Source organism: Streptomyces sp. NPDC056144, from assembly GCF_042264145.1.
Lineage (GTDB): Bacteria > Actinomycetota > Actinomycetes > Streptomycetales > Streptomycetaceae > Streptomyces.
Genome location: NZ_JBHJVF010000007.1, coordinates 392,411 through 410,998, shown reverse-complemented (window position 1 = coordinate 410,998; position 18,588 = coordinate 392,411). Strand labels below are relative to the sequence as shown.

The following is an 18,588-nucleotide window of genomic DNA, read 5'->3' as shown; positions in this document are numbered from 1 at the left end:
GTGAAAGCGCGCACAAGCGCCGCCCTACGATAGGGCCCGTGCTGACCCCCCTCGCCTCCCTCGCCAAACGCTGGACCCCGTCCCCCCGGACGCTCCGGCGCGCCGCGCTGTCCGCCGTCGTGATGAGCGTGCTCATCATCGTGACCGGCGGCGCGGTCCGGCTGACCGGTTCCGGTCTCGGCTGCGACACCTGGCCGAAGTGCACGGACGACAGCCTCATCGTGACGCCCGAACAGGGCTACCGCGGCCTGATCGAGTTCGGCAACCGGATGCTGACGTACGTCCTGTCGGCGGCCGTCGGCTGGGCGATCGTCGCCGCCCGGTGCACCAAGCCGTGGCGCCGCAACCTCACCCGCTGGGCCTGGGCGCAGTTCTGGATCGTGATGAGCAACGCCGTCATCGGCGGCATCACGGTGTGGATGGGCCTCAACCCGTGGACCGTCGCCGGCCACTTCATCGCCGCGAACGCGCTCCTCACGGTCGCGGTCATCACCTGGCACCGCGCAGGCGAGGGCGACACCGCCCCCCGGCCGCGCGTTCCCGGCCCGGTCCGCAAGCTGTCGTGGGCGATCACGCTCGCCTCCGCGCTCCTCATCGTGCTCGGCACGACGGTGACCGGCGCCGGCAAGCACGCCGGTGACAGCAGCGCCGTCCCGCGCATGCCGTGGGACTGGACGAACGCGGCCCACGTCCACGCGATCGCCGCCTGGCTCGTCTGCGCCCTCGCGGTCGCGATGTGGCTGGTCCTGCGCGTGGTGGACGCCCCGGACGACACCCGCGCCCGCGCCCGCGACCTGCTGATCGTGCTGCTCGCGCAGGGTGGCGTGGGCTACCTGCAGTACTTCACGGGCGTCCCGGAGATCCTGGTCGCCGCCCACATGCTCGGCTCCTCGCTGATGTGGATCGCGGTGCTGCGCTTGGCTCTCAGCCTGCGCGAGCGCCCGCAGGGCACGGTCTCTGTCCCCTCGCAGACTGGCGAGGCGACTCTCTCCGCCGCATGAGAGTGCCGCACGCGGCGAGGAGCAACTCGCGCAAGGCGAGATCGGATACGTCCAGTACGGATCAGCCCCGCGTGCGTGCGGCCCTTGGGTAACGCTCCGTGGCCTGAAAGGTCACGCGAGCCGGTAGACCCGTCGCGCGTTGCCGCCCGCGATCATCGTGGCGACGCGCTGCGCGTCCGTACGGGACCAGGCGCCGTCCATCACCCATTCGCCGAGCACCCGGGTGAGCGCCGCACGGAACGTGTTCGCGGCGACCACGTGGAGCTCCGGCAGGGCGTGGGCTCCGCTGGAGAAGAGAAGCTTGCCGAAGGGCGCCGAATCCAGGATTTCGCACAGGGCGACCGCCGCCCTGGGGCTTCCCTGACCGAAAATCCGGCCGAGATCCGCGTAAATATGCGGATGGACAGCCGTCAGATGAGCGGTGTCCCGGCGGCTCGAATCGCCGCATACCAGAACAATGTCGACACCGAGACTCGCCGTGGCGGCGGCGAAGTCCGCGAGGACGGCCGGATTCCGCCCACCGGCGTGGAGCTGGAGCGGACGCCCCGCCGTGACCGCGATCCAGACGAGATGCCGCAGCAGGACGGGGTCGGTCAGCGGTGCGCCCGCGGGACGGCCGGTCAGCCAGCGGCCCGCCGCCCCGCGCACCTCCCCGGGTCCCGGAGGCTCCGGTGTCGTCGCGAGCCCCCGGCCCACGCCCTCCGCGGAGGCGAAGGCGACGGCGCCCGCCGCGGCCCCGTGGACGGCCTCCGCGAGGTTGGCGAGGAAGGCGTCGACGGTCCCCGAGGTGTCGGCGACCTGTTCGGCGAGGGGTTCGAGGCGGACGATCTCGTGGGCCTCGGCGCCGCCCGCGGCGGCGATCTCGGCGGGCCGGGTCAGATCGCCCGGGAGGCCGGTGTCGACGAGGTACGCGGCGATCCCGGTGGCCCTGAGCAGCCGGCGGGCCGCCTCGGCGGCGCCGAGCTCACGGCGACGGGCCAGGTAGCGGGCGGGCGGGCAGTGCGGTTCGAGGCCGAGGAGCGGCGGGCACCAGCGGCGTACGGCGAAACCGGTCTGCGTGTCGAAGAACGTGGTGCCCGCGGCGGCGGGCCGCGCCGGCCCTCGGCGCCCCGGTCCTTCGCCGAGGTGCGCGCCGAGGTGGGTCTCGAAGGTGCCGAGGCCGAGCTCCGTACGGAGCACTCCGTGGCAGTACTGGTCCACCAGGCTCGGCGGGTCGATCATCTCGGGGGGCTCCCTGCGTGGACGTCTCTCCACACGTCCTAACGGGTGAGCCCCGCGCGAGGTTGTTGTCTCGGCTGTTGTCAGCCGTTGGAGGGGCCGCCGATCTGAATGCCGGCCATCCGGGTCCACTCGTACGGCCCCGTGACGACCTTGGCGGCGAACTCGCCGTCGAACTCCTCGTGGAGGGTCAGTCCGGCCTTCTCGGCGGCCTGCTGGGCGATCGGGTACGTGGGGGCCACCACGTCGCCCCAGCCGCCGTCCGTGCCGACGAGGACGATCCGGGTACCGGCCTGGCCGATGTGGGCGAGGTGCCCCTCCGCGCCGCCGTGCTCCGAGGAGAACGCCTGGATCCGCTTCGCGAGCTTGGCCGCCTTGCGCTCTTCCTGCTTCGTGTCTGCCATGGCAGGGATGCTACCGATGGGTAGAGAAAGTGGCGACGGCCGGGTCGCGTGGTCTATCCCACGTGACCCGGCCGCCGGAGCCGTAGCGCCGTCCTCCCCGTGTCCTACCGGAGGAAGGGGTCCACCGCGACCGCCACGAAGAGCAGCGAGACGTAGGTGATGGACCAGTGGAAGAGGCGCATCTCCTTGAGCTTGGCGCCGGTCGCGCCCGACTTGGCGCGGTTCAGGAGCGCGTGCGCCTCCCACAGCCACCAGCCGCCGGTGAGCAGCGCCACGGCCGTGTAGAACCAGCCGGTGTAGCCGAGCGGCGTCAGGAGCAGCGAGACGGCGACCATCACCCAGCTGTACGCGACGATCTGCTTGGCCACGACCTTGTTGGAGGCCAGGACCGGGAGCATCGGCACGCCGGCGCGCGCGTAGTCGTCCTTCACCTTCATCGACAGCGGCCAGTAGTGCGGCGGCGTCCAGAAGAAGATGACGAGGAAGAGGATGACCGCGGCCCAGGACATCGAGTTGGTCACCGAGGACCAGCCGATGAGGACCGGCAGGCAGCCGGCGATGCCGCCCCACACGATGTTCTGCGTGGTCCTGCGCTTCAGGAGCATCGTGTAGATCACGACGTAGAAGAGCAGCGCGCCGAGCGAGAGCGCGGCGGAGAGCCAGTTGACGAGCAGCCCGAACCAGAGGGTCGAGACGACGGCGAGGGTGAGGCCGAAGACCAGGCCCTCGCGCGGCGACAGGAAGCCGGTGACCAGCGGGCGCTGGGAGGTCCGGTCCATCAGGGCGTCGATGTCGCGGTCGATGTACATGTTCAGCGCGTTGGCGCCGCCCGCCGACAGGTAGCCGCCGAAGCAGGTGGCGAGCACCAGCCACAGGTTCGGCACGCCCTGCTCGGCGAGGAACATCACCGGAACGGTCGTGATGAGCAGCAGCTCGATGATCCGCGGCTTGGTCAGCGCCACGTATGCCTTGACGAGGGCCCCGAACGGCCGATGGCCCCCCGGGCTGGGAGTCAAGACGACCCCTGCGGGTCGGGACTCGACGGCCGTCACGCACACCCCTGACAGAGAAATTCCCAGCGAGTTCCCCGGATGAAGACGGGGTAAAGCTCGCACGTACCACGCCACTGTAGACGTTGCCCAGACGCCGATCTTCGCGGGGGTGGGGTCGTGTTGAGGGGGTGTGTTGAGGGGGTGTGTCCGCCGTGCGCCCCCGGCGGGTCCCCGGCCCGTCGCCCGGTACGTCCCAAGGGGTGGACGTCGTTCGGGAGGCGAAGTGGCACAAGGCCCGGCACTCTGGGTCCGTGCGCTCATTTGAGGGGGCAGCACAGGGGTCGTGGGGCTCTGGCGGGGCCTTCGTCGGAGGTAGGCTCGACACCGCCGGTACACCCTCAGTCACCGGCTTCCGAACATGTGGAGAGGAGCCCTGACTCAGGGTGAGCACTCAGCCGACCACCACAGACTTCCAGTGGACCGACTTGGACCAGCGCGCGGTCGACACCGCCCGCCTCCTGGCCGCGGACGCCGTACAGAAGGTCGGCAACGGCCATCCCGGTACGGCGATGAGCCTCGCACCGGCCGCGTACACCCTCTTCCAGAAGGTGATGCGGCACGACCCGGCCGACCCCGAGTGGGTCGGGCGCGACCGGTTCGTCCTCTCCGCGGGCCACTCCTCGCTGACCCTCTACACCCAGCTGTACCTGGGTGGCTTCGGTCTCGAGCTGGACGACCTGAAGGCCTTCCGCACGTGGGGATCGAAGACCCCGGGCCACCCGGAGTACGGCCACACCGCCGCCGTCGAGACGACCACGGGCCCGCTGGGCCAGGGTGTCGCCAACGCCGTGGGCATGGCGATGGCCGCCCGCTACGAGCGCGGCCTGTTCGACCCGGAGGCCGCCGAGGGCACCTCGCCGTTCGACCACCGGATCTACGTGATCGCCGGTGACGGCTGCCTCCAGGAGGGCATCTCCGCCGAGGCGTCCTCCCTCGCGGGCCACCAGAAGCTCGGCAACCTGATCCTGCTGTGGGACGACAACCACATCTCGATCGAGGGCGACACCGAGACCGCCGTGTCCGAGGACACGATGAAGCGGTACGAGTCGTACGGCTGGCACGTCCAGCGCGTCGAGCCGCAGGCCAACGGCGACCTCGACCCGGCCGCGCTCTACGCGGCGGTCAAGGCGGCCGAGGCCGAGACCGAGCGCCCGTCGTTCATCGCGATGCGCTCGATCATCGCCTGGCCCGCCCCGAACGCGCAGAACACCGAGGCCTCGCACGGCTCGGCGCTCGGCGACGCGGAGATCGCGGCCACCAAGCGCGTCCTCGGCTTCGACCCGGAGCAGACCTTCGAGGTCACCGACGAGGTCATCACGCACACCCGCGCGCTCGGCGCCCGCGGTGGCGAGGCCCGCGCCGCGTGGGAGAAGTCCCTCGCCGAGTGGCGTACGGCCAACCCGGAGCAGGCGGCCCTGTTCGACCGGATCCAGGCGAACGAGCTGCCGGCCGGCTGGGAGGAGAAGCTCCCCGTCTTCGAGCCCGGCAAGGGCGTCGCCACCCGCGCGGCCTCCGGCCAGGTCCTCCAGGCGCTCGGCGCGGTCATCCCGGAGCTGTGGGGCGGCTCGGCCGACCTCGCCGGCTCGAACAACACGACGATCGACAAGAACTCGTCGTTCCTGCCCGAGGGCAACCCGCTGCCCGAGGCGGACAAGTACGGCCGCACGATCCACTTCGGCATCCGCGAGCACTCGATGGCCGCCGAGATGAACGGCATCGCGCTCCACGGCAACACGCGCATCTACGGCGGCACCTTCCTGGTGTTCTCCGACTACATGCGCAACGCCGTGCGTCTGTCGGCCCTGATGCACCTGCCGGTGACGTACGTCTGGACGCACGACTCGATCGGCCTCGGCGAGGACGGCCCGACCCACCAGCCGGTGGAGCACCTGGCCTCGCTGCGCGCGATCCCGGGTCTGAACGTGGTCCGTCCGGCCGACGCCAACGAGACGGCGATCGCCTGGCGCGAGATCATGAAGCGGCACACCAAGGTCTTCGGCAAGGGCGCCCCGCACGGTCTCGCCCTCACCCGCCAGGGCGTGCCGACGTACGCGCCGAACGAGGACGCGGCCAAGGGCGGCTACGTGCTGTTCGAGGCGGACGGCGACGCGCAGGCGGTGCTGATCGCGACCGGCTCCGAGGTGCACCTGGCCGTCGAGGCCCGCGAGCAGCTGCAGGCCGCCGGCGTCCCGACCCGTGTGGTCTCGATGCCGTCCGTCGAGTGGTTCGAGGAGCAGGACCAGGCGTACAAGGACTCCGTCCTGCCGCCGTCGGTGAAGGCCCGTGTGGCGGTCGAGGCCGGCATCGGTCTCACCTGGCACAAGTACGTCGGGGACGCCGGCCGGATCGTCTCGCTGGAGCACTTCGGTGCCTCGGCCGACGCGAAGGTCCTCTTCCGTGAGTTCGGCTTCACGCCGGAGGCCGTCGCCGCCGCCGCCCGGGAATCGCTGGCCGCCGCCGCGCGCTGACGCTCATACGTACGACTTAATGGAGATGCAACTCTCATGACAGACGCTCTCAAGCGCCTCTCCGACGAAGGCGTCGCGATCTGGCTGGACGACCTCTCGCGCAAGCGGATCACGTCCGGCAACCTGGCCGAGCTCATCGACCAGAGCCATGTGGTCGGTGTGACCACGAACCCCTCGATCTTCCAGAAGGCCATCTCCTCGGGCGACGGGTACGAGCAGCAGCTCGCCGACCTGGCCGCCCGCAAGGTGACGGTCGACGAGGCCATCCGCATGATCACGACGGCGGACGTCCGCGACGCCGCCGACATCCTGCGCCCGGTCTTCGACGCGACCGAGGGCCAGGACGGCCGGGTCTCCATCGAGGTCGACCCGCGTCTCGCCCACGAGACGGTCGCCACGGTCGCCGAGGCCAAGCAGCTCGCCTGGCTGGTGGACCGCCCGAACACGCTCATCAAGATCCCGGCCACCAAGGCGGGTCTGCCGGCGATCACCGAGGTCATCGGCCTCGGCATCAGCGTGAACGTGACGCTGATCTTCTCGCTGGAGCGCTACCGCGCGGTCATGGACGCCTACCTGGCGGGTCTGGAGAAGGCCCGCGAGCGCGGCCTCGACCTCTCGAAGATCCACTCGGTGGCCTCCTTCTTCGTGTCCCGCGTGGACTCGGAGATCGACAAGCGCCTGGACGGCATCGGCACCGACGCCGCCAAGGCCCTCAAGGGCAAGGCCGCCCTGGCCAACGCCCGTCTGGCCTACGAGGCGTACGAAGAGATCTTCTCCTCCGAGCGCTGGGCCGCCCTCGACAAGGCGCAGGCCAACAAGCAGCGTCCGCTGTGGGCCTCGACCGGCGTCAAGGACCCGGCGTACAAGGACACCCTGTACGTCGTGGACCTGGTCGCCCCCGGCACGGTCAACACCATGCCGGAGGCCACCCTGGAGGCCACCGCCGACCACGGCGAGGTCTCCGGCGACACCGTCCGCGGCACCTACGACCAGTCCCGCGCGGAGCTCGCGGCCATCGCGGAGCTGGGCATCAGCTACGACGAGGTCGTCCTGCTCCTCGAGGACGAGGGCGTCGAGAAGTTCGAGCAGTCCTGGAACGACCTGCTCAAGTCCACCGAGGCGGAGCTCCAGCGCCTCGCACCTTCGGAGGCGTAAGCACTTTGAGCGCAGTCGACGGAGCCAACCCGCTCCGTGACGCCGCCGACCGACGGCTCCCGCGCATCGCGGGGCCGTCGGGCCTGGTGATCTTCGGCGTCACGGGCGATTTGTCCCGTAAGAAGTTGATGCCCGCCGTCTACGACCTGGCCAACCGCGGCCTGCTGCCGCCGGGCTTCTCGCTCATCGGCTTCGCCCGCCGTGAGTGGCAGGACGAGGACTTCGCGCAGGAGGTCCACGAGGCCGTCAAGCAGCACGCGCGCACCCCGTTCCGTGAGGAGGTGTGGCAGCAGCTGATCCAGGGCATGCGGTTCGTCCAGGGCGACTTCGACGACGACGAGGCCTTCGAGCAGCTGAAGGACACCGTCGAGGAGCTGGACAAGGCGCAGGGCACCGGCGGCAACTTCGCCTTCTACCTCTCGGTACCCCCGAAGTTCTTCCCCAAGGTCGTCCAGCAGCTCAAGAAGCACGGCCTGGCGGACCAGAAGGACGGCTCGTGGCGCCGCGCGGTCATCGAGAAGCCCTTCGGGCACGACCTGGCCTCCGCCAAGGAGCTCAACGAGGTCGTCCACGAGGTCTTCCCGCCGAACGAGGTCTTCCGGATCGACCACTACCTCGGCAAGGAGACCGTCCAGAACATCCTGGCGCTCCGCTTCGCCAACACGCTCTTCGAGCCGATCTGGAACCGGTCGTACGTCGACCACATCCAGATCACCATGGCCGAGGACATCGGCATCGGCGGCCGCGCGGGGTACTACGACGGCATCGGCGCCGCCCGTGACGTCATCCAGAACCACCTGCTCCAGCTGCTCGCGCTGACCGCGATGGAGGAGCCGGCGACCTTCGACGCCGACGCCCTCGCCGCGGAGAAGACCAAGGTCCTCGGCGCGGTGAAGCTCCCGAAGGACCTGGGCAAGTCCACGGTCCGCGGCCAGTACGCGGCCGGGTGGCAGGGCGGCGAGAAGGCCGTCGGCTACCTCCAGGAAGACGGCATCGACCCCGAGTCGAAGACCGACACCTACGCGGCAGTGAAGCTGGAGATCGACAACCGCCGCTGGGCGGGCGTCCCCTTCTATCTCCGCACGGGCAAGCGCCTGGGGCGCCGCGTCACCGAGATCGCGGTCGTCTTCCAGCGCGCCCCGCACTCCATCTTCGACCACACCGCGACCGAGGAACTCGGCCGCAACGCCATCGTCATCCGGGTCCAGCCGGACGAGGGCGTGACGGTGCGGTTCGGCTCCAAGGTGCCCGGCACCCAGATGGAGATCCGGGACGTGTCCATGGACTTCGCCTACGGCGAGTCCTTCACGGAGTCCAGCCCCGAGGCGTACGAGCGGCTCATCCTCGACGTCCTGCTCGGCGACTCGAACCTCTTCCCGCGCGTCGAGGAGGTCGAGCTGTCCTGGAAGATCCTCGACCCGATCGAGCGGTTCTGGGACACGCACGGCAAGCCCGCGCAGTACCAGTCCGGGACCTGGGGTCCGGTCGAGGCGGACGAGATGCTCGCACGAGACGGCAGGAGCTGGCGCCGGCCATGAAGACCGACCTGACGGACACCACGTCCTCGAAGATCAACAAGGCGCTGGTGCTCGGGCGGCGGGCGATCGGCACGCCGGCCGTCGGCATGGTGCTCACCCTCGTCATCGTCACCGACGAGGAGAACGCCTACGACGCGCTGAAGGCGGCCAACGAGGCGTCCCGCGAGCACCCCTCGCGGACCCTCGTCGTCATCAAGCGGGTCTCGCGGTCGCCGCGGGACCGCGCGAAGGCACGGCTCGACGCCGAGGTCCGCCTCGGCGCCGACGCCAGCACCGGTGAAACGGTTGTCCTCCGGCTGTACGGCGAGGTCGTCGACCACGCCCAGTCGGTGGTCCTTCCGCTGCTCCTCCCGGACGCCCCCGTCGTCGTCTGGTGGCCGGTGAACGCGCCGACCGACCCGGCGAACGACCCGCTGGGCGCGCTCGCCCAGCGCCGGGTGACCGACACCTACTCCGCCGAGCAGCCCATCCAGGAGCTGACGGCGCGGGCGGACACGTACACTCCCGGCGACACGGACCTCTCGTGGACCCGGATCACCCCGTGGCGTTCGATGCTGGCCGCCGCGCTCGACCAGGTCGCGTGCGAGGTCACCTCGGCCGAGGTCGAGGGCGAGGAGTTCAACCCGAGCGTCGAGCTGCTCGCGATGTGGCTGGCCGAGCGGCTGAAGGTGCCGGTGCGGCGCACGACGTCGGCGGGCCCGGGCCTCACCTCCGTACGCCTGGAGTCCAGCGCGGGTCCGATCGTGCTCGACCGGCCCGACGGCTCGCTCGCGACGCTCTCCATCCAGGGGCAGCCGGACCGGGGCGTGGCGCTCAAGCGCCGCGACACGGCCGAGCTGATCGCGGAGGAGCTGCGCCGGCTCGACCCGGACGACACGTACGCGACGGCGCTGAAGTTCGGCCTCGAACGGCTGGACGAGGAGGCGGCGACGGTCGCCCCCGAGCCCGAGCCGGTCGTCGACGTGACGGCCGAGGTCTCCGTCTCCGAGGTCTCCGTGTCCGAGGCGGAGGTCTCCGCTCCGGCGAAGCCCGCCGCCAAGCCCGCCGCGAAGAAGGCCCCGGCCAAGAAGGCGGCGGCCAAGTGAGCACCCCTCAGCTGGTCGTCCACCGCGACAAGGAGCTGATGGCCCAGGCCGCCGCGGCCCGGCTCATCACCCGGATCGTCGACGCCCAGGCCACCCGGGGCTCCGCCTCGATCGTCCTGACCGGCGGCCGCAACGGCAACGGCCTGCTCGCGGCGCTCGGTTCGGCGCCCGCGCGGGACGCGGTCGACTGGTCGCGGCTCGACCTGTGGTGGGGCGACGAGCGCTTCCTGCCCGAGGGCGACCCGGAGCGGAACGTGACGCAGGCCCGCGAGGCGCTGCTCGACCGGGTGCCGCTCGACCCGGCGCGGGTGCACGCGATGCCCGCGTCGGACGGGCCGTACGGCGACGTCGACTCGGCCGCCGCCGCGTACGCGGAGGAGCTGGCCGCCGCGGCGGAGCACGGCGCGGTGCCGGAGTTCGACGTGCTGATGCTGGGCGTCGGCCCGGACACCCACGTGGCCTCGCTCTTCCCGGAGCTCCCGGCTGTCCGGGAGACCGAGCGGACGGTGGTCGGGGTGCACGGCGCTCCGAAGCCGCCGCCGCTGCGGGTCTCGCTGACCCTTCCGGCGATCCGGTCGGCGCACGAGGTGTGGCTGCTCGCGGCCGGCGAGGACAAGGCGAAGGCCGCGGCCGTCGCCCTGTCGGGCGCGGGCGAGGTGCAGGCCCCGGCGGCCGGTGCCTACGGGCGCTCGCGCACGCTGTGGCTGCTCGACGCGGCCGCCGCGTCCGAGCTGCCGCGGGAGCTGTACCCGCCGGCCTCGGCCTGACGCGGTCTCCCGGAGGCCCGGTTCACCTGTCGGTGGGCCGGGCCTCCGTCGTGTGTACGGGGAGGGGTACGGGTTCCAGGAAGGGACCCAGGAGGTCGGGCACCGCCTCGGCGGCGAAGGCCAGGCCCTCGCTCTCCCCCGTGTCGAGGACGGAGTAGGCGCCCTCGCCCGCGGCCGTCGTGGCGGTGAGGGTCAGGATCCCTGCGCGCCGCTGGAAGTACGACTGCTTCACCGTCCAGCCGATGACCCCGGAACGCTGGAGGGCGACCGTGGCGCGCCGGACCGCGCCCGAACGGGTCACCAGATAGCCGCCGTTGACGGCGTGTCCGAGGTTCCGGTAGGCGTCGAGGGCCAGGAGCAGGGCGAGCGGGGTGAGGACGAGGGCGCAGCCGGCCGCCACGTACAGCAGGACGGGGGTGAGGAGGAGGCCGAGGCCCGCGAGGAGGACGACGGGGCCGGACACGGACCACAGGGCCCAGCGGATCCGGCGGGCGCGGGCGGCCCGGGGGTGGGGGGCGAGCGGCGTCCCGGTGGGCGGTTCCGGCTCGCGCAGGACCTGGGCGGCGACCTGGTCGGCGCGGGCCCGTTCGGCGGCCGGGAGGAGGGTCTTGAGGTCGGCGTGCCTCTGGTCGGTGTCCTGGACGAGGCCGGTGGCGACGGCGTCGACGCGGGCGGCCCCGCACATGCGGACGCCGAGCGGCTCGACGATCTCGACCCCGCGCAGCCGCCGCTCCTCCATGGAGACGGAGCGGGCGGTGAAGAGGCCCCGGGAGACGCGCAGGGTGCCGCCGGGCTCGCGCTCCAGGCGGTAGTTCCACCACATCTCGACCCAGAGCCCGAGGGCGCCCACGGCTCCCACGAGGGTGACGAGGAGGACCAGGTCGATGACGATCCAGGTGACGGAGACCTCCTGGAAGCGGTCCCCTATCCAGTCGATGACCTTGCCCTGGGCGCCGAACCACTCGCTGACCTGCATGACGGCTCCGGCCGCCGCGCCGCCGAGGGCGGGGGCGACGAAGGAGACCGGGGCGTAGCGGATCCAGCGCGGGTCGAGCGTGGCGAGGGCCCCGTCGTGGCGGGGGTCCTCGGGGGCGGTCGCGGTGCGGGCGAGGAGCTCCTGACGCAGGCGCTCGCCCTCCGCCCGGTTCACCAGATCGAGTTCGAGGGTGGACTCCCCCGCTCCGCTGTGCTCGCCGCTGCCGATGCGGACCTTGACGAGGCCCAGGACGCGCTGGAGGAGGTTGGCACTGAGGTCGACGCTGCGGATGCGCTCGCGGGCCAGGGAGCGGCGCTTGAGCAGGAGGAGGCCGGTGTGGAGTTCGACCCGCTCGGGGCCGACGCGGTAGCGGGTGCGGCGCCAGCGGACGTAGTCCGCGGCGGTGCCGCCGACGAGGAGGAGCAGCGCTCCGGCGAGGACCCAGGACAGGGCCTGCCAGAGCGGCCTGCTTCCGGCGAGCGCGAGCGTCGCGGAGAGTCCCGCGCCGCTCGCGACCCCGCAGAGGACCGCGAGGGTGGCGAGGAGCGTGCGGCGGTCGAGCCGCCGCCATTCCTCGTCGTCGTCGGGGGCGCCGGGGTTCACGTGGCGTCCCCGGGGGTGGCCTGGGTGAGGGCGGTGAGCCGCTCGGCGAGGCTCGCGGCCAGCTCGTGGTCGAGGCCCTCGATCCGGATGGCACCCTTGGAGGAGGCGGTGGTGACGGTGACCGTGGCCAGCTTGAAGTACTGCTCCAGCGGGCCGCGCACGGTGTCGACGGTCTGGATACGGGACATCGGGGCGATCCGCCACTCCTGCCAGAGGGCCCCGGTGCGGACGTAGACGGCCTCGTCGGTGGTCTCCCAGCGGTGCACCCGGAACCACCAGGCGGGGAAGAACGCGGTACAAGCGAGGCCCAGGGCCGCGACGGACCCGGCCGCGAGGAGCAGCCAGAACCGGGCGGGCCCGATGAGCGCCCCGAGGACGGCGAGGACCACCACCGGCACGGCGGTGGTCGCCAGGAGCTGGCTCCGCCACCAGGCGACGGCCCGCTCGTCCACGGCGTTCCTCGGCGGCCGGAGCCGTATCGCGTTCTCCCCCGTCATGCGATCAGCTCCGGTCGCGCAGCGCGCGGTAGGCGGAGACGAGTCCGGCGGTGGAGCTGTCGAGCCGCTCGCCGCCCTCGCCGTCGGTCAGGACCGGCTCGATCTTCTTGGCGAGGACCTTGCCGAGCTCGACGCCCCACTGGTCGAAGGAGTCGATGTTCCAGACCGCGCCCTGGACGAAGACCTTGTGCTCGTAGAGCGCGATCAGCTGGCCGAGGACGGACGGGGTGAGCGCGTCGGCCAGGATCGTGGTGGTGGGGTGGTTGCCCTGGAAGGTCTTGTGCGGGACGAGCTCCTCGGCGACACCCTCGGCCCTGACCTCCTCGGGCGTCTTGCCGAAGGCGAGCGCCTGGGTCTGGGCGAAGAAGTTCGCCATGAGCAGGTCGTGCTGGGCGACGAGACCGGGGAGCAGGTCGTCGACGGGCCGCGCGAAGGCGAGGAAGTCGGCGGGGATGACCTTCGTGCCCTGGTGGATCAACTGGTAGTAGGCGTGCTGCCCGTTGGTGCCGGGGGTGCCCCAGACGACGGGTCCGGTCTGCCAGTCGACGGGGTTGCCGTCGCGGTCCACCGACTTGCCGTTGGACTCCATGTCGAGCTGCTGGAGGTAGGCGGTGAACTTGGAGAGGTAGTGGGAGTACGGCAGGACGGCGTGCGACTGGGCGTCGAAGAACGCGCCGTACCAGACGCCGAGGAGGCCGAGGAGCAGCGGCGCGTTCTCCTCGGGCGGGGCGGTGCGGAAGTGCTCGTCGACGAGGTGGAAGCCGTCGAGCATCTCGCGGAAGCGCTCCGGGCCGATGGCGATCATGAGGGAGAGGCCGATGGCGGAGTCGTACGAGTAGCGGCCGCCGACCCAGTCCCAGAACTCGAACATGTTCGCCGTGTCGATGCCGAACTCCTCGACCTTCTCGGCGTTGGTCGAGAGGGCGACGAAGTGCTTGGCGACGGCGTCCTGGCCGGCCCGCAGCTCGGTGAGGAGCCAGTTCCGGGCGGAGGTGGCGTTGGTGATCGTCTCGATGGTGGTGAAGGTCTTCGAGGCGACGATGAAGAGCGTCTCGGCGGCGTCGAGGTCGCGGACGGCCTCGTGGAGGTCGGCGCCGTCCACGTTGGAGACGAAACGGAACGTCAGGTCCCGCTGGGTGAAGGAGCGCAGGACCTCGTAGGCCATGGCGGGGCCGAGGTCGGAGCCGCCGATGCCGATGTTCACGATGTTCTTGATCGGCTTGCCGGTGTGACCGGTCCACTCGCCCGCGCGGACGGTGTCGGCGAAGACGGCCATCTTGTCGAGGACGGCGTGGACGCCGGGGACGACGTTCTCTCCGTCGACCTCGACGACGGCCCCGCGGGGGGCGCGCAGCGCGGTGTGGAGGACGGCACGGTCCTCGGTGGTGTTGATCTTCTCGCCGCGGAACATGGCGTCGCGCAGCTCGGCCACGCCGGTGGCGGCGGCGAGTTCGCGCAGCAGGTTCAGCGTCTCGCCGGTGACGAGCTGCTTGGAGTAGTCCAGGTAGAGGTCGCCGACCCGCAGGGTGAGGTCGGTGCCGCGCGTCGGCTCGGCGGCGAAGAGCTCGCGCAGGTGGGTGTCGCCCAGCTGCTCACGGTGCTTGCCGAGAGCCGCCCACTCGGGCAGTCGGTTGAGCCTCGTGCGGCCTTCGTTATTCATATCGGACATCGCCCATTTCTTCTCGTTTGTCTGCCCCGCTGCCCCTCCAACCTAATTGATGCGGAAGGGTGGTGACGCGACGCCGAGCGGAACGCGACGAAGGGCCTTGGCCGCGAACGGAAGTTCGCGCCCAAGGCCCTTCGTCGGGTCTTCAAAGAATCACTGCATCACGCCATGCTCAGATCTCGCCCCGCAGCTTGGCGAGCGCCTCGGCGAGGATCGCCTCGCCGTCCGCGTCGCTGCGCCGCTCCCGCACATAGGCGAGGTGGGTCTTGTACGGCTCCGTGCGCGGCGGGTCCGGCGGGTTGTCACGGTCCTGACCTGCCGGGAATCCGCAACGGGGGCAGTCCCAGGTCTCCGGGACCGCCGCGTCACTGGCGAAGCTCGGCTGCGTCTCGTGCCCGTTCGAGCACCAGAAGGAGATGCGGAGGCGCGGTGCCGACTCGCCCCGCTCGGCCTCCCCCATCGGCCCCGCTCCGACCCGGCTTCCCCGGATCGCGTTGCCACTTGCCACGGTCGTAACTCCCTGCGTGATGGTGCTCGAAGATGCCCCAGTCTACGTAAGGCCCAACGCGCGTCCAGTGATTGGAGTTACCCGTCCAACTTCATCAGCAGACCGAGTACCACAATGCAGGCGAACCAGAGCAGACCGACCACGACGGTGATCCGGTCCAGGTTGCGCTCGGCGACCGAGGAGCCACCGACGGACGACTGCATGCCGCCACCGAACATGTCGGAGAGGCCGCCGCCCTTCCCCTTGTGCATCAGCACGAGCAGCATCAGCAGCGCGCTGAAGACGATCAGGGCGATCGAGAACCCCATAACCACGGCTGGACCAACTTCCTCGGACTTATACGGACGGGGGCCGGGCACCTGCCCGACCCCCGCAAGGGTACGACGTAACTCCGCTACCGCATACTCACCGGTGAGGTCACTGGTCGCGGAAGCGCACGATCTTGACGAACTCGTCGGCGTCCAGCGCCGCGCCGCCCACCAGGGCGCCGTCGACGTCCGGCTGCGCCATGATCGCGGCGACGTTGCCGGCCTTGACCGAGCCGCCGTACTGGATGCGGACCTTGTCGGCCAGCTCCTGCGAGTACAGCTCCGCGAGACGGCCGCGGATCGCCCCGCAGACCTCCTGCGCGTCCTCGGGGGTGGCGACCTCGCCGGTGCCGATCGCCCAGACGGGCTCGTACGCGATCACGATGGTCTCGGCCTGCTCGGCCGGGATGTCCTTCAGGCCGCCGTCGACCTGCGCGAGGGTGTACTCGACCTGGTTGCCCGCCTTGCGGATGTCCAGGCCCTCGCCGACGCAGAGGATCGGGGTGACGCCGTGCTTGAAGGCGGCCTTCACCTTGGCGTTGCAGACCTCGTCGTTCTCGGCGTGGTACTGGCGGCGCTCGGAGTGGCCCACGGCCACGTAGGCGGCCTTCAGCTTGGACAGCATGAGGCCGGAGATCTCGCCGGTGTAGGCCCCGGAGTCGTGTGCCGAGATGTCCTGGGCGCCGTACTTGATCTTCAGCTTGTCGCCGTCGACCAGGGTCTGGACGGACCGGAGGTCGGTGAAGGGGACGAGGACGGCGACCTCACAGGCGTCGTAGTCCTTGTCCGTCAGGGCGAAGGCGAGCTTCTGGACGTGCGCGATGGCCTCAAGGTGGTTGAGGTTCATCTTCCAGTTGCCGGCCATGAACGGGGTGCGGGTGGTCATAAGGGTTCAGCCCTCCAGTGCGGCGAGGCCGGGAAGCGTCTTGCCCTCGAGGTACTCGAGGGAGGCGCCGCCGCCGGTCGAAATGTGTCCGAAGGCATTCTCGTCGAAGCCCAGGTTGCGGACGGCGGCGGCCGAGTCGCCACCGCCGACCACGGTGAATCCGTCGCAGTTGAGCAGCGCCCGCGCGACGGAGGCGGTGCCGCCCGCGTAGTCGGGGTGCTCGGCGACGCCGACCGGACCGTTCCAGAAGACGGTCTCGGCGTCGGCGATCTTCGAGGCGAAGAGCTCCCGGGACTTGGGGCCGATGTCCAGGCCCTCCATGTCCGCGGGGATCTTGTCCGCGTCGACGGTCTCGAAGTCGGCCGGAGCCTTCGTCTTCAGGTCGGGGAAGTCCCGGGAGACGAGGACGTCGACCGGGAGGACCAGCTCGACGCCGGTCGCGGCGGCGCGCTCCATGTACTCCGTCACCTTCGGGATCTGGTCCTCCTGGAGGAGGGAGATGCCGACCTCGTGGCCCTGGGCCTTGAGGAAGGTGTACGCCATGCCGCCGCCGATCAGCAGACGGTCGGCCTTGCCGAGCAGCTCGTCGATGACGGCGAGCTTGTCGGAGACCTTGGCGCCGCCGAGGATCACGGTGTAGGGCCGCTTGACGTCCTCGGTGAGCTTCTTGAGGACGCCGACCTCGGTGGCGATGAGGTAGCCGGCGGCGTGCGGGAGCTTGCCCGGCAGGTCGTACACCGAGGCGTGCTTGCGGTGCACGGCGCCGAAGCCGTCGCCGACGTACACGTCGGCGAGGGTGGCCAGCTGGTCCGCGAAGGCGCCGCGCTCGGCGTCGTCCTTCGAGGTCTCGCCGGCGTTGAAGCGGAGGTTCTCGATCACGGCGACCTGGCCGTCGGCGAGGCCGGCGACGGTCGCGGTGGCGGACTCGCCGACCGTGTCGGTCGCGAAGGCCACGTCGGCGCCGAGCAGCTCGCCGAGGCGGGCGGCGGCGGGAGCGAGGGAGAACGCCGGGTCCGGGGCGCCCTTCGGGCGGCCCAGGTGCGAGGCGACCACGACGCGGGCGCCGGCGTCGGCGAGCGCCTTCACGGTGGGGACGACGGCGCGGATGCGGCCGTCGTCGGTGATGGCCGTGCCGTCGAGGGGCACGTTGAGGTCGGCGCGGACGAACACCCGCTTGCCGGAGACGCCTTCGGCGAGAAGCTCGTCGATCGTCTTCATCTGTCACTGACTCCTTGGTACGCGGTGGAGCACACAAACAGGGCCCGCACAGCGCGGCGTTGCGCTGCCCGAGCCCTGCTCACATCGAAAGCCTGCCCTGAAGTCTATTTAGAGCTGGCCACCGACGAAGACCGTGAGGTCGACGAGACGGTTGGAGTAGCCCCACTCATTGTCGTACCAGCCCAGGATCTTGACGGTCTTGCCGTCCTGGACCATCGTCATGAGGGAGTCGAAAGTACACGACGCCGGGTCGCTGACGATGTCCGAGGAGACGATCGGGTCCTCGGTGTAGTACAGGATGCCCTTGAGGGCGCCGTCGTCCGCGGCCTTCTTGAAGGCGGCGTTGACCTCGTCCTTGGTGACCTCGCGGTCGAGGGTGACGACCAGGTCGGTGGCGGAGCCGGTCGGGACCGGGACGCGCATCGCGATGCCGTCGAGCTTGCCCTTGAGCTGCGGGAGGACCAGGGCGGTGGCCTTGGCGGCACCGGTCGTGGTCGGGATGATGTTCTCCGCGGCGGCGCGGGCGCGGCGCAGGTCCTTGTGCGGGAAGTCCAGGATGCGCTGGTCGTTGGTGTACGCGTGGACCGTGGTCATGAGGCCCTTGACGATGCCGAAGTTCTCGTCGAGAACCTTCGCCATCGGGGCGACACAGTTGGTGGTGCAGGACGCGTTGGAGATGACGTGGTGGTTGGCCGCGTCGTACTTGTCCTGGTTGACACCCATGACGATGGTGATGTCCTCGTCGGTGGCCGGAGCCGAGATGAGGACCTTCTTCGCGCCACCGGCGATGTGCTTCTCGGCGTCGGCCTTCTTGGTGAAGATGCCGGTCGACTCGATGACGATGTCGACGCCCAGCTCACCCCAGGGGATGTCGGACGGGTTGCGCTCGGAGAGCACCTTGATGGTGTGGCCGTCGACCGTGATGGTGTCGGCGGTGTGCGTGACCTCTGCCTTGAGGCGGCCCAGGATGGTGTCGTACTTCAGCAGGTGGGCCGTGGTGGCGGTGTCACCCAGGTCGTTAACGGCAACGATCTCGATGTCAGCACCCTGATCAAGGAGCGCTCGGAAGTAGTTCCGGCCGATGCGGCCAAAGCCGTTGATGCCTACGCGGATCGTCACGAACCGATCTCCTCGTTAGCTACGCCGGTGTGTTCGACGCCGGCGAGAAATCTGATTTTTGGGATGTCCCCGACCGCTTACGACCCTACCGCTCCAGGCGCCCGGGGGAGACATCCAGC

Annotated in this window: 17 protein-coding genes; 6 read left to right on the top strand and 11 right to left on the bottom strand. The window is 70.5% G+C overall.

The genetic code is table 11. The annotated features are described in order from the left end of the window. Positions 1-29: 29 nt before the first annotated feature. Positions 30-1,001 carry a heme A synthase gene (locus ACFC0Z_RS23535; protein ID WP_376441323.1) on the top strand — a complete coding sequence of 324 codons (972 nt, stop codon included), beginning with the start codon at positions 30-32 and terminating at the stop codon, positions 999-1,001. A 111-nt stretch (positions 1,002-1,112) separates the two neighbouring features. Here the strand turns inward: ACFC0Z_RS23535 and ACFC0Z_RS23530 are convergent, their stop codons facing one another. From ACFC0Z_RS23530 to ACFC0Z_RS23520, 3 genes are all read right to left on the bottom strand, one after another. Further along, positions 1,113-2,222 (bottom strand): amidohydrolase, encoded by a 1,110-nt coding sequence (locus ACFC0Z_RS23530; RefSeq protein WP_376441221.1) that lies wholly within the window; start codon positions 2,220-2,222, stop codon positions 1,113-1,115. 80 nt (positions 2,223-2,302) lie between these two features. Then, positions 2,303-2,623 carry a hypothetical protein gene (locus tag ACFC0Z_RS23525; RefSeq protein WP_376441218.1) on the bottom strand — a complete coding sequence of 107 codons (321 nt, stop codon included), beginning with the start codon at positions 2,621-2,623 and terminating at the stop codon, positions 2,303-2,305. Positions 2,624-2,727: 104 nt separating this feature from the next. Continuing rightward, positions 2,728-3,675: a heme o synthase gene (locus tag ACFC0Z_RS23520; protein WP_376441215.1), complete on the bottom strand. Its 948-nt coding sequence runs from the start codon at positions 3,673-3,675 to the stop codon at positions 2,728-2,730. 383 nt (positions 3,676-4,058) lie between these two features. Between ACFC0Z_RS23520 and tkt the strand changes: the two genes are divergently transcribed. The 5 genes from tkt to pgl are packed head-to-tail and all read left to right on the top strand — an operon-like array spanning position 4,059 to position 10,688. Beyond that, positions 4,059-6,143, top strand: a complete 2,085-nt coding sequence (gene tkt / locus ACFC0Z_RS23515; protein ID WP_376441213.1) for a transketolase — start codon at positions 4,059-4,061, stop codon at positions 6,141-6,143. A 36-nt stretch (positions 6,144-6,179) separates the two neighbouring features. Beyond that, on the top strand, positions 6,180-7,298 hold the full coding sequence (tal, locus tag ACFC0Z_RS23510) for a transaldolase (protein ID WP_376441210.1): 1,119 nt from the start codon (positions 6,180-6,182) through the stop codon (positions 7,296-7,298). 5 nt (positions 7,299-7,303) lie between these two features. Continuing rightward, entirely contained in the window at positions 7,304-8,836 is a 1,533-nt protein-coding gene (zwf, locus tag ACFC0Z_RS23505; RefSeq protein ID WP_376441207.1) for a glucose-6-phosphate dehydrogenase, read from the top strand. Continuing rightward, positions 8,833-9,921 (top strand): glucose-6-phosphate dehydrogenase assembly protein OpcA, encoded by a 1,089-nt coding sequence (gene opcA / locus ACFC0Z_RS23500; protein ID WP_376441205.1) that lies wholly within the window; start codon positions 8,833-8,835, stop codon positions 9,919-9,921. Before zwf ends, opcA begins: the two co-directional genes overlap by 4 nt. Further along, positions 9,918-10,688, top strand: coding sequence for a 6-phosphogluconolactonase (pgl, locus tag ACFC0Z_RS23495; RefSeq protein WP_376441202.1), 771 nt, complete (start codon positions 9,918-9,920; stop codon positions 10,686-10,688). The genes opcA and pgl overlap by 4 nt, the downstream gene beginning before the upstream one ends. A 22-nt stretch (positions 10,689-10,710) precedes the next feature. Here the strand turns inward: pgl and ACFC0Z_RS23490 are convergent, their stop codons facing one another. From ACFC0Z_RS23490 to gap, 8 genes are all read right to left on the bottom strand, one after another. Further along, on the bottom strand, positions 10,711-12,267 hold the full coding sequence (locus ACFC0Z_RS23490; RefSeq protein ID WP_376441199.1) for a PH domain-containing protein: 1,557 nt from the start codon (positions 12,265-12,267) through the stop codon (positions 10,711-10,713). Further along, positions 12,264-12,764: a PH domain-containing protein gene (locus ACFC0Z_RS23485; protein WP_376441196.1), complete on the bottom strand. Its 501-nt coding sequence runs from the start codon at positions 12,762-12,764 to the stop codon at positions 12,264-12,266. Before ACFC0Z_RS23485 ends, ACFC0Z_RS23490 begins: the two co-directional genes overlap by 4 nt. A gap of 4 nt (positions 12,765-12,768) precedes the next feature. After that, the gene (pgi, locus tag ACFC0Z_RS23480; RefSeq protein WP_376441321.1) at positions 12,769-14,424 is read right to left on the bottom strand and encodes a glucose-6-phosphate isomerase; all 1,656 of its coding nucleotides are present in this window, start codon (positions 14,422-14,424) and stop codon (positions 12,769-12,771) included. 178 nt (positions 14,425-14,602) lie between these two features. Next, positions 14,603-14,938 (bottom strand): RNA polymerase-binding protein RbpA, encoded by a 336-nt coding sequence (locus ACFC0Z_RS23475; RefSeq protein ID WP_309055485.1) that lies wholly within the window; start codon positions 14,936-14,938, stop codon positions 14,603-14,605. A gap of 77 nt (positions 14,939-15,015) precedes the next feature. After that, positions 15,016-15,246, bottom strand: a complete 231-nt coding sequence (gene secG / locus ACFC0Z_RS23470; protein ID WP_030205174.1) for a preprotein translocase subunit SecG — start codon at positions 15,244-15,246, stop codon at positions 15,016-15,018. A 109-nt stretch (positions 15,247-15,355) separates the two neighbouring features. After that, positions 15,356-16,132 carry a triose-phosphate isomerase gene (gene tpiA / locus ACFC0Z_RS23465; protein WP_376441193.1) on the bottom strand — a complete coding sequence of 259 codons (777 nt, stop codon included), beginning with the start codon at positions 16,130-16,132 and terminating at the stop codon, positions 15,356-15,358. 6 nt (positions 16,133-16,138) lie between these two features. Next, a complete protein-coding gene (locus ACFC0Z_RS23460; protein WP_376441190.1) occupies positions 16,139-17,350 on the bottom strand; it encodes a phosphoglycerate kinase in 1,212 nt (403 codons plus the stop codon). 108 nt (positions 17,351-17,458) lie between these two features. Beyond that, positions 17,459-18,469: a type I glyceraldehyde-3-phosphate dehydrogenase gene (gap, locus tag ACFC0Z_RS23455; protein WP_376441187.1), complete on the bottom strand. Its 1,011-nt coding sequence runs from the start codon at positions 18,467-18,469 to the stop codon at positions 17,459-17,461. Positions 18,470-18,588 lie beyond the last annotated feature (119 nt).